Origin of the sequence: Thalassoglobus neptunius (assembly GCF_007859735.1) — a bacterium.
GTDB lineage: Bacteria > Planctomycetota > Planctomycetia > Planctomycetales > Planctomycetaceae > Thalassoglobus > Thalassoglobus neptunius.
The window spans coordinates 86,887-96,903 of record NZ_SIHI01000011.1; the positions used below are offsets into that span (position 1 = coordinate 86,887).

Genomic DNA, 10,017 nt, shown 5'->3' on the forward strand with positions numbered 1-10,017 from the left:
CGAGCAACCCTTTCTTTTGTAGATGGTTCGAAGAGGTCGGACCAAATATTTACAGGAGTTTGGAGAGCTGCAGATGGAATGGAGATTGACCGATCTTGGAGAAGAACTAACTGAGGGGTTCGCTGGCAGATTCATCCAACGCAAGGCTCAACAGATCAGTCGTAGTCTGCGGCTCAATGCTCATGATCGCGACGATCTGGAGCAATCGATCCGGTTGGAGCTCTGGCGACGTTCGGCGTCTTTTGATCCGGAACGTGGTAACTGGCAAGCCTTCGTTAGGAGGGCGGTCGAGAGACTGGCGGCAACAGAGTACCGCAAAAGACGAGACGCTCCCACTCAGCTTTCGTTGTCTCTGGAGATCAATGGTGAGCAGGCTCTGGAAGCTCTCGTCGGTGAAGAGGATCTCGATCGTCGTGTCGGGAGAAGGGCTGATTCACAGGGACGGAGTCAGCTGAGTCAAGATCTCCAATCTCTGCTGAATCAGTTGGACCTCGATAGCCAAGTTATTGCAGAACTGTTGCAGCGGCTGAGTGTTTCCGAAGTGGCGCGGCAACTCCGAATGCCCCGTTCGACGCTCGTCGATCGGATTCACAAACTTCGTCGCCCGCTGCAGACACTGGGGCCGAACAAATGACCGGAATTCACCGTGAAAGTTTGAATTCTCTCAGTACTTAATAGTCATGGGAAATTCACTCTAACGAGAGAGGTGGAGAGTGGCTGCGCATTGCTACATGTTCTCACCGAAGATCGAGATGGCCGAGGTGGAAGCCTCACTTCTGCTCAGCGTTTGGGCTGTGGAGTCTTTGCATGGAGAAAGTCGAGTCCGTTTAGAGAGCCGTTACCAAGTCGATGACGATCAGCGGACTGTAACGATTGACGCCCGGAGTGACGTGGGTCGGGATCTGAACCGGATCTTCGTCGGCTTTCTGCATCGGGAGTTCAGCCCAATGATGTTCGAAGTTCGACCAGTTGCTGGGGACGATGTGTCAGGCCTTGCCTGGAAATCGATCCCTGAACTGGAACCTCAACCCGCGTTTTAAGCCAAGGAGAAGTTTGTATGGTTGCGCATGTGTACTCAGGTTATGAGCGGGTAACTGCCGAGCGGTGTTGTCCTGTCTGTCGAAAACCGGACTGGTGTCTGGTATCGCGGGATGGTGGGGCGGCGATCTGTCCGCGTGTCTCGGAGGGAGCGGTCAAGGACCTCGGAGAAGCGGGATACCTGCATCTGCTGAGCGAACAACCAGATCGATGGAGTTGGGAAGCACGTACTGCTGCACCACCACAGGCTCACCATCAACCAGAAAAAACTCAGACCCCCAACCGTCTCCCCGAGACGCTGGCTCAGTTTGCGAAGTTCGCCGAGTTGGGACTTCCGGAACTGGCAGAACAGCTGGGGCTGAGCATCGAAGTCCTGCGTCGACTGAACGTCGGCTATTGCAAGTACGAACGCTGCTGGTCGTTCCCCGAGCGAGATGGGAGTGGGACCGTCATCGGACTGCAGAAGCGTTATCCCAGTGGCGAAAAACGTCGACTGACCGGGACCCGTGCCGGATTGACGTTCGCCGATGACTGGGATACCGGTTCCGGTCCGTTGCTGCTGGTCGAAGGAGCATCGGATGTGGCTTCAGCGATGCTGCTGGGACTGTCGGTGATCGGTCGACCGAGTAACCGGGGTGGTGTCAAGTTTCTCGGAGAGATGCTCAGTACGTTCGCCCAACATCGCGAGATTCTGGTGGTCGGTGAACGGGATCAAAAACCTTCCGGTCTGTGGCCGGGGAAGGACGGCGCGATCTCCACGGCCACAAAACTGGCCAAACTGCTGCAACGTCCGGTCGGCTGGAGTCTGCCTCCCGATGGATGTAAAGACCTGCGGGAATGGCTCCAGCAGCATGGAGGTGATCAACCGCTGCGGATGCAACATCTGTTTCTGCAGGGGCTGCACATTGAGCAGATCACACCTCCGCCGATGCAGCGGTTGGATGTGGGTTCCCGACCGGTGATCAACGACGACCAGTACCGCAAGTTGATGGTGCAGGTCAGAACTCGCTCGCTTGATCGACCGGGAATCTATCTCGATCGCAGCGGAACCGGACACGGCAAGTCGACGGTCGACTTCGAGGTGATCGTGAGCATGATCTCACCGGAGGAATCGTTCTGATGCAGTCGCTGCTGGTCTATCCGACGCACGCCAACTTGCAGGAAGAGCTGGAGCGCTACCAGTCCGCCGGGATCGATGCGGAGATCTATCCGCCTCGAAAGACGGAGGCGACCGAACAGTTCTCGCAGAACTGCTGGAATCTCGAAGCGGATCGCGCGGAAGCGGTGGGGTTCCCGGTCGCGACGACCGTCTGTTTCGGCTGTCCGGCACGCCAGCAATGTCTGGAGCAGGGCTATCTGGGCCAACTGATCGTGGCCCGCGAATCGACGGTGGCACTGGCGACGCATGCCCGGCTGAAGTTCAACGGGTTCAAGGAACTCGTCCAGGACCGAAGTTACCTCTCAATCCACGAAGATCCGATCGAACTGCTTCGGCCAACCTGCTCTCTAAGTCCACAGGATCTGCTTCTGGTACATGGCCACATGCTGAACCTGCTGAGTGATCCCAAGTGGCTCGACTGGTTCGGTGAAAGCACGAAGAAAGATGCGGATGGTAATGAGGTGGAAGACCCCGCCAAACAGCTGCGGCGTGAACGGTTGTGGGAAGCGACCGAGGCGTTGTGTGTGCTCCTCGATGACCTGACAAAGTCGGTGGAACAGGCGGAGAGTTCGCAACCGTGGCGGTCACCCGTCGTGATTGATTTACCACAGGGGTTCCCGTTGTTCCTGTGGTGGAGTTCAAAGGTTCAGCGATTAGACCAGACCTCAAAGACTCCCCCTGGCGGTTCCTGCTGTCAGCGCTGGAAGGCGCACTGGTGAACAGCACGATTCTGGTGACACCCCGGAATGTTCCGGGGATGGCACAAGGGACGAAGACGCTGGTCAAGTCGGTGATCGGAGTCCGGGAGAATGTTCCTCCCTCAGGAATCACGGTCTGGTTCAACGACGCGACGTTGACCGCGGAGCGACTGACATCGATCGTGAAACGACCGGTGATCGACGGGACTCCCGAGGGTCGGATGCGGCAGCGGAAACAGTCGCGGCAGTACGTGCGGGATGTGACCCGACAGACGAGCCGTGATCGGGCTCGTGCAATTCTGCGCGGGTTGCTGGCAGAGTACCAGGATCATCCACGTGTCGGGTTGATCACGCATCGTCCGTTGCTGTCGGTGTTGAACGAACTGGGGCCTCCGTTCCAGGACCGGGTTGTGAAGTCGACGTACTTTGGGTCGGGTGAAGAACGCTCCTCGAATGCCTGGTATCAGGAGTGTGATCTGATTCTGGTGCTCGGCACTCCGCGTGTTCCACCGCAGGCGATCAAGGACTATCTGGTGCAGGTCGATGAACAGGAAGTGGCCTGTGCGGAATCGGTGTGGGGTGATGTCCTTTGGCAGGCCCTGACCACGAATCGAGAGACCAACCACGACGACGACGACATCGGCAGAGATGTCGCTGGTGACGAACACACTGAGACTACGGAAGTGAAGACGTTCTCGGGTCGAGGTTATCACGATCCCCGCTGGCGTGAGGCGCATCGGGATCTGGTGCGTGCGCAACTGGTGCAGGCGATCGGTCGTGGCCGAACGGTCCTCGAAGACGGGTGCGACGTCGTCGTCGTCTCAAGCGGGGAGTGCGGACTGACGGTGATCGATGCACCGGTCCCGTACCTGAATGATGCTGCGATGCAGGTCTATCGAGAAGTTCAGCAGCTAACGATGGAAAACCCTAATAAAGAATCATTAGGAAAAACCATCGTTAGCAGTTCCGAGATCGCTCAGCGACTTGATCTCTCGACCGTTCGTGTTCGGGAACTGCTGCGGACCCTGGAATCCTTCTCTCTCGTTCAACGTCACGGCCAGCGCGGTGGCTGGTCGATCGCCGCTCACGATTGTTCTCAACGTCCTGTGATCTCATCCGTGCAGGAGACAGCCCATGTTCCCTGCCGCTGATGGTCTGCATGACAACTGTTCACGTTCCACAAGGAGAGACGATGACTCAACCGATTCCATCCAAATTGATGACAGAACGCCGTGGGTACTGGGAACGCATTGTGGTCCCGACGGCCGCTGCACTCGAGGGCTTTGCGTGGCGGGTCGCCTGGTTCGCCCTGCTGGTCAAACTGCTGTTCTTCTGCTGAGTTCCCTGCATCCTGCCAAGCAAGAGGTTTTGTATGTCCACTGCCGTTGAAGCTTCACTGACGATTGAACAGCGACCGCTCACCGCGATCACACCTTATGAGCAGAACCCGCGGATCAACGCGAGTGCGGTGGAAGCGGTGGCTCGTTCGATCAAGGAGTTCGGGTTCCGACAACCGATTGTGGTTGATGAACAGGGAGTGATCATCGTCGGTCACACTCGATACAAAGCTGCCCAACATCTCAAACTCGATACTGTCCCGGTCCATGTGGCGGATGGACTGAGTGAAGCGCAGATCAAAGCGTATCGGATCGCCGACAACCAGACTGCCACGATCGCGGAATGGGACTTCGATCTGCTCCCGCTGGAACTGACAGCGCTTTCGGAACTGGAGTTCGATCTCGACCTGCTGGGGTTGACGGCGGGGGAACTGCAGGAACTGCTTGCTCCTCCCGCAACGACAGGCGAGACCGATCCGGACGATGTTCCCGAACCTCCCGATGAAGCCACTACACAACCGGGGGACCTGTGGCAGCTCGGTCGTCATCGACTGTTGTGTGGGGACTCTTCCAGCCCGCAAGACCTCGATCGACTGCTGGACGGGAACCCGATTCATCTGGTGAACATGGACCCGCCGTACAACGTGAAAGTGGAACCCCGCAGCAACAATGCAATCGCTGCCGGGCTGAGCTCGTTCGAAGGGGCCAAGCATCATCAGCAACTCGACGTGGAGCGGCATCCCTCCAAATCGAAGCCGACGGGAAAGAAGTTGCGGGCCAAAGATCGTCCGCTGGCGAACGACTTCGTGACCGATGAAGAGTTCGATCGACTGCTCGATGCCTGGTTCGGAAACGCAGCGCGAGTGCTGGAGCCAGGCCGGGCGTTTTACATCTGGGGCGGGTATGCCAACTGCGCCAACTATCCTCCGTACCTGAAGCAGCACGACTTGTACTTCTCACAGGCGATCATCTGGGACAAGCAGCACCCGGTATTGACCCGTAAAGACTTCATGGGGGCGCACGAGTGGTGCCAACCTCCGGAGACAACGGTGCTCACCCCAGCCGGAACATCGCGGCTCGGTGCACTCAGCGATGGAGATGCGGTTGTCAGCTTCACAACCCAGGATTCGACTCTGGTCGGTTTGCGGGAAGGACATTCCATTGACGTGGGGCATCGGCAGTATCATGGACCGCTGTATGGTGTCACCGTCGATCACAAGCAGACTTGGTGCACTGATGGGCATCTCTGGACCATCCGATTGAGCGACGATTACGCGCGGAAGTGGTGTGTCTACCTGATGCGTCGCGGTGACTGGTGGCGTGTGGGTGTGACCAAGATGCGGACCACATGGGGATTTGGGTTGAAGGGACGACTTTGCTCTGAAAATGGTGACGAAGGCTGGATTCTGAGTCTCCATGATTCGCATGCGGATGCCCGGATCTCAGAGCAGTTCGTGTCGGTTCAGTACGGAATTCCTCAGACCTGCTGGAAAGAAAGTCCTCAGGCACAGCGGCGACAACGGTCTCACGTTGAGGAACTCTATCAACGGCTCGATCTGGTTCAACTGGAGCGTTCGGCGTGTGCTGCGCTGCAGGCTCATCACCGCTCCCGGATCTACCCGTTCGTCAGGAATCAGCGGACAAGAGCAAAGCTGGGATCCCGCCAGTCGACTCAGATCCGGTCCTGCAACTTGCTTCCGGAGATCATGGAGATTCCGATTCCGACGCGCGGGGTGGAGACCCGCTGGACTCCAATTCGAGCCATTGATGTGCAGTTGTATCAGGGGCCTGTCTATTCACTCGGTGTGTCGAACCATCAGCATTATGTTGCGGACGGGATGGTGACTCACAATTGTTTTTACGGGTGGAGAACCGGAGCCGGACACCAGTTCTACGGACCAAACAACGCCACCGATCTGTGGCACGTCAAGAAGGTCAATCCGCAGAGCATGGTGCATCTCACTGAGAAACCGGTCGAACTGGCAGTGCGGGCGATTGAGTACTCGTCGAAGAAGGGAGAACATGTTCTCGACCTGTTCGGAGGGAGTGGTTCGACACTGATGGGCTGTGAACAGTCGGGACGTACTGCGTTTCTGATGGAGCTTGATCCGTTGTACTGCGATGTGATCGTGCAGCGGTGGGAAGCGTTCACCGGGAACAAGGCGGAACGGGTGACGGGGGAGGTGGGTGGATGAACGAACTCTGCAACCGTTCGTACGACGTTGGACCGTGTAGGTTCTACTCCCCGATCTTACGTTGTGACACCACCAACAAAAAAACGCCCGCACGTGATCAACGTGGGGCGTGGGTGCGTACAGGGTGGTGGTCAGCGAGGTTCCGGTGGCTCCTGATCAACAACGGGTTCAAGTCGATCGGCGATCGACAGCAGGACTTCGACGAGGTCGTGGGCGTCGATGTGTGTGGAACGTTCGCCGTTCTCAATCCGCAGTTGAACGATGGATGTCACCGCGTGAATCGCCTCAATCAGTTGGTGTGTGGAGTCGGTCATCGGTTATTCCCCGTTCTGTGCCAGCGCGAACAGTCCCTTATCGACCTTCGAGAACCGGGAGGCCTCGCCCTTGCCGTTGATCTCACGAACCAGCGCTGCGTAGAGCGTGGCGTGCGGGGTTTTTCCATTGGGACTCGTCCAGAGCTTTTGCTGGGCCAACTGTTCGATGAGCTGTTTGGAGGTCAACGGTTCGCTCGCGTTGCCGAGGACTACCGCCGCCGCGTCGAGCATCGAGAGCTTCTTCTTCGCGGGTGGCTTGGCCTTCGTCGGCTTCGTGTTCGTGTTGCTGGATGGGGGGTCGGAAGTTTGCTTTGGAACAACTTTCTTCCTGGTTGCGGCTTTCTTGTGCGTGGTCGCAGTGGTTTTCTTCGTCGTCGTTTTTTGAGTCGCCATCGTTCGTGTTTCCTGGTGAGGTTTGTGTGGCCGCGATCGCCGTTGATCGCAGGCGATGACCATCAGTTACCTCGGGTGCCGACAGACATCCACTCCGTTCTTCCACAAAACCTGAACGTCTCACAGCTTCTCACGTCGCTCCTGCCGCGATGCTCCCCGGCGAGACCCAAACGCCTCCCTGACACCCGTGAGGAATTCATGGTTCCTTCCAGCGCCTGTAGTGAGCCGTGGTCCTCGCCATCGCGGGGTTTTCGTACACAACGTGTCTATTTTCCGAGTAAGTAAGAATTCATGCCTCCCCGCAAAAAATCGGTCTCACCGCCTGAATCTCGCTCTCTCTCGCAGCAGCTCGAGCGGGAACAGGCGTCCCGCGCTTACCGCAAGGTGATGTCGGGAGAAACTCCCACCGCGCAGGAACGGTCCGCCCTCAAACGCTATGAGAAGGAGCAGGAAGAGCAGAAGCGGTGGCAGTATTATGAGTCGATCCCACAGAAGCACTGGCGTCAGATGTCGGGACGACAGACCAAGGTCATCAACGAACAGGCGGAGCGATACGGAATCCCGTTTGGAGGACGGACGATCAGTCTGTCAAACGTGGTGCGGGCGCTGCACGAGTTCCTGGCAGCCAATGCCCGCAGGCTTCTGGAGGATGATGATGACATGTTGCAGTCGGTCGTTTCGTCACCGGCCCTCGAACGCTACCGGGAAGAACGGGCGCAACTGGCCCGACTCGATCGCCTGGAACGGGAGCGGACGTTGATCTCGCGCGGAGAGATCCGCACTGGACTGGGACAGATTGCCGGAATCCTGCGGACCGCTGGTGAAACCCTGCAGTCCCAGTTCGGAACCGAAGCCGTGACCATCCTCAACGATGCACTCGACGATGCGGAACATGCGCTGGAGCAACTGTGCGGTGAACTCGAGGATGAGGATGTTTCGGCGACTGATGAGGGCCAGCCATGATCTCTCCAGTGGCGGAGCAGGAACTGCGGTGGCTGCTGCGTCAGTCCCGAACCGCTCCGGTCCGTTCGCTGCGTGAGTTCGCCGAAGCGGAAATCATCATTCCTGATGGTCCCTATGAAGGACGCCGGTTCCGCTGCTCCCGACAGCCGTATACAGGACTCTGGTTCGATGCGATTGATGCGCACCACTGGAATCGGTTCGTCGCCACCGGACCAACACAGTCGGGAAAGACGTTGTCCTGCTTTCTGATCCCGTTGCTGTATCACCTGTTCGAGATCGGAGAGACCGTGATCTGCGGACTTCCGGATATGGACATGGCGAGTGACAAGTGGCGGGAAGACATTTTGCCGGTCATTGAAAAGTCCCGCTACCGAAGCCTGATGCCTTCCAAAGGAGGTGGTTCGCGGGGTGGCTCAGTCGAAGCGATTCAGTTCCTCAACGGAGCGACTCTCAAGTTCATGTCGGGAGGAGGCGGTGACAAGAGTCGAGCCGGGTTTACCTCGCGCGTGGTGGTGATTACCGAGACCGATGGCATGGATCAGCCGGGCGCTTCGTCGCGAGAAGCGGACAAGGTGACCCAGCTTGAAGCCCGGACCCGCGCTTATGGTTCCCGCAAACGGATCTATCTGGAGTGTACGGTCTCGACTCAGGAAGGACGGACCTGGCAGGAGTACCAGCAGGGAACCCGGTCGCAGATCCTGCTTCCCTGTCCTCACTGTCAGCACTGGGTGTTGCCCGAACGGGAACAGCTGACCGGCTGGAAAGATGCGGAGTCTCAGACAGCTGCCCGGGATGCCGGGGTATTTAACTGTCCGGAGTGTGCTGCGGCGTGGAATGCATCGGAACGGATCACTGCCAATCGGGATGCGACGTTAATTCACGAGGGTCAGTGTTTTGACGAGCACGGGAACCTCTCCGGAGACCCTCCTCGCACCGAAACGCTGGGGTTCCGCTGGTCGGCAATTCACAATCTGTTCCTGACCGCCGGTGACATTGCCGCCGATGAATGGCGGGCCTCACGTTCCGCTGAAGAAGAGAACGCCGAACGGGAGATGCGGCAGTTCGTGTGGTGCCTGCCGGTGCTGCCATCCCGCTGGGCTGAGACGGCCTTACAGGCCGAAGAGATCACCCGCCGACTCGGGCGCTGGCCACGCGGAGTTCTCCCGAGTGAGACCACACAACTCACCGCAGCGATCGACCTCGGTAAACATCTCTGTCACTGGGTGGTGGTCGCCTGGCAGCCGCAGGCGACCGGTCACATCGTCGACTATGGACGAATCGAAGTCGCTTCGCAGGACCTGGGAGTCGAGAAAGCCCTCACGGTGGCGCTGCGCGAGTTCGCGGAGATGTGTGTCTCAGGCTGGAGACTGGCCCTCAACGATGCCGATCCCACGACTCTCGGTGAAACGATCATCCCGGGCGTGGTGTTGATCGACGCCGGGTACATGATCGACGTGGTGTACGGGTTCAGCCAGACGGTGCAGGGGTTCTATCCCTCAGTCGGTCGCGGCGCATCGCAGCAGCGGCAGCAATGGTACAACCGACCGACCTCCACTGGTTCGATCGTCAAGCACATCGGCGAAGGGTTCCATGTGAACTGGATCCGGGCGACGCATCAGTACCTGTTCGAGATCAACGCCGACCACTGGAAGACCTGGGTCCATCAGCGGCTGACAACTCCGCTCAACGAACCGGGCGCGATGACACTGTTTCAGGCGCCTCCCCATGAACACCTCTCGCTGGGCAAGCATCTCACGGCCGAACGCCAGACCGAAGAGTTCGTGAACGGCAAGGGAGTGATCACCCGCTGGGAACGGACTCGTCGCAATAACCACTGGCTCGATGCGCTGTACAACGCCTGCGCCGCTGGTCACTACGTCGGAGCGAGACTGTTAGGCGACCAGAGCGCTCCGATCAAAC

11 protein-coding genes are annotated in these 10,017 nt (G+C 58.3%); 9 read left to right on the plus strand and 2 right to left on the minus strand.

All coding sequences use genetic code 11. The annotated features are described in order from the left end of the window. Positions 1-73: 73 nt before the first annotated feature. From KOR42_RS16245 to KOR42_RS26760, 7 genes are all read left to right on the plus strand, one after another. On the plus strand, positions 74-634 hold the full coding sequence (locus KOR42_RS16245; RefSeq protein WP_197441265.1) for a sigma-70 family RNA polymerase sigma factor: 561 nt from the start codon (positions 74-76) through the stop codon (positions 632-634). A 79-nt stretch (positions 635-713) separates the two neighbouring features. Then, positions 714-1,040: a hypothetical protein gene (locus KOR42_RS16250; protein WP_146510896.1), complete on the plus strand. Its 327-nt coding sequence runs from the start codon at positions 714-716 to the stop codon at positions 1,038-1,040. Positions 1,041-1,057: 17 nt separating this feature from the next. After that, complete coding sequence (locus KOR42_RS16255; RefSeq protein WP_146510897.1) at positions 1,058-2,158, plus strand: hypothetical protein; 1,101 nt, start codon at positions 1,058-1,060, stop codon at positions 2,156-2,158. Next, the gene (locus KOR42_RS16260; RefSeq protein WP_146510898.1) at positions 2,158-2,916 is read left to right on the plus strand and encodes a hypothetical protein; all 759 of its coding nucleotides are present in this window, start codon (positions 2,158-2,160) and stop codon (positions 2,914-2,916) included. The genes KOR42_RS16255 and KOR42_RS16260 overlap by 1 nt, the downstream gene beginning before the upstream one ends. Next, positions 2,913-4,046: an Rrf2 family transcriptional regulator gene (locus KOR42_RS16265; RefSeq protein WP_146510899.1), complete on the plus strand. Its 1,134-nt coding sequence runs from the start codon at positions 2,913-2,915 to the stop codon at positions 4,044-4,046. The genes KOR42_RS16260 and KOR42_RS16265 overlap by 4 nt, the downstream gene beginning before the upstream one ends. Positions 4,047-4,087: 41 nt before the next feature. Beyond that, positions 4,088-4,234, plus strand: coding sequence for a hypothetical protein (locus tag KOR42_RS26755; RefSeq protein ID WP_197441266.1), 147 nt, complete (start codon positions 4,088-4,090; stop codon positions 4,232-4,234). A gap of 33 nt (positions 4,235-4,267) precedes the next feature. Next, positions 4,268-6,427 carry a DNA methyltransferase gene (locus tag KOR42_RS26760; protein WP_197441267.1) on the plus strand — a complete coding sequence of 720 codons (2,160 nt, stop codon included), beginning with the start codon at positions 4,268-4,270 and terminating at the stop codon, positions 6,425-6,427. Positions 6,428-6,558: 131 nt separating this feature from the next. Here the strand turns inward: KOR42_RS26760 and KOR42_RS16275 are convergent, their stop codons facing one another. Beyond that, positions 6,559-6,741 carry a hypothetical protein gene (locus KOR42_RS16275; RefSeq protein WP_146510900.1) on the minus strand — a complete coding sequence of 61 codons (183 nt, stop codon included), beginning with the start codon at positions 6,739-6,741 and terminating at the stop codon, positions 6,559-6,561. Positions 6,742-6,744: 3 nt separating this feature from the next. Beyond that, on the minus strand, positions 6,745-7,134 hold the full coding sequence (locus KOR42_RS16280) for a winged helix-turn-helix domain-containing protein (RefSeq protein WP_197441268.1): 390 nt from the start codon (positions 7,132-7,134) through the stop codon (positions 6,745-6,747). Positions 7,135-7,425: 291 nt separating this feature from the next. Between KOR42_RS16280 and KOR42_RS16285 the strand changes: the two genes are divergently transcribed. Together KOR42_RS16285 and KOR42_RS16290 are read left to right on the plus strand one after the other, a co-directional pair. Further along, complete coding sequence (locus KOR42_RS16285; protein ID WP_146510902.1) at positions 7,426-8,097, plus strand: hypothetical protein; 672 nt, start codon at positions 7,426-7,428, stop codon at positions 8,095-8,097. Next, positions 8,094-10,017: terminase gpA endonuclease subunit (locus tag KOR42_RS16290; RefSeq protein ID WP_146510903.1), on the plus strand; the 1,924-nt coding region annotated here is incomplete at its 3' end. The genes KOR42_RS16285 and KOR42_RS16290, both read left to right, overlap by 4 nt.

What these genes read in the sequence shown, in the direction of transcription:
- KOR42_RS16245 (WP_197441265.1), top strand. Translation starts at nt 74, where the DNA reads ATGGAATGGAGATTGACCGATCTTGGAGAAGAACTAACTGAGGGGTTC.
- KOR42_RS16255 (WP_146510897.1), top strand. Translation starts at nt 1,058, where the DNA reads ATGGTTGCGCATGTGTACTCAGGTTATGAGCGGGTAACTGCCGAGCGG.
- KOR42_RS16260 (WP_146510898.1), top strand. Translation starts at nt 2,158, where the DNA reads ATGCAGTCGCTGCTGGTCTATCCGACGCACGCCAACTTGCAGGAAGAG.
- KOR42_RS26755 (WP_197441266.1), top strand. Translation starts at nt 4,088, where the DNA reads ATGACTCAACCGATTCCATCCAAATTGATGACAGAACGCCGTGGGTAC.
- KOR42_RS26760 (WP_197441267.1), top strand. Translation starts at nt 4,268, where the DNA reads ATGTCCACTGCCGTTGAAGCTTCACTGACGATTGAACAGCGACCGCTC.
- KOR42_RS16275 (WP_146510900.1), bottom strand. Translation starts at nt 6,741, where the DNA reads ATGACCGACTCCACACACCAACTGATTGAGGCGATTCACGCGGTGACA.
- KOR42_RS16280 (WP_197441268.1), bottom strand. Translation starts at nt 7,134, where the DNA reads ATGGCGACTCAAAAAACGACGACGAAGAAAACCACTGCGACCACGCAC.
- KOR42_RS16285 (WP_146510902.1), top strand. Translation starts at nt 7,426, where the DNA reads ATGCCTCCCCGCAAAAAATCGGTCTCACCGCCTGAATCTCGCTCTCTC.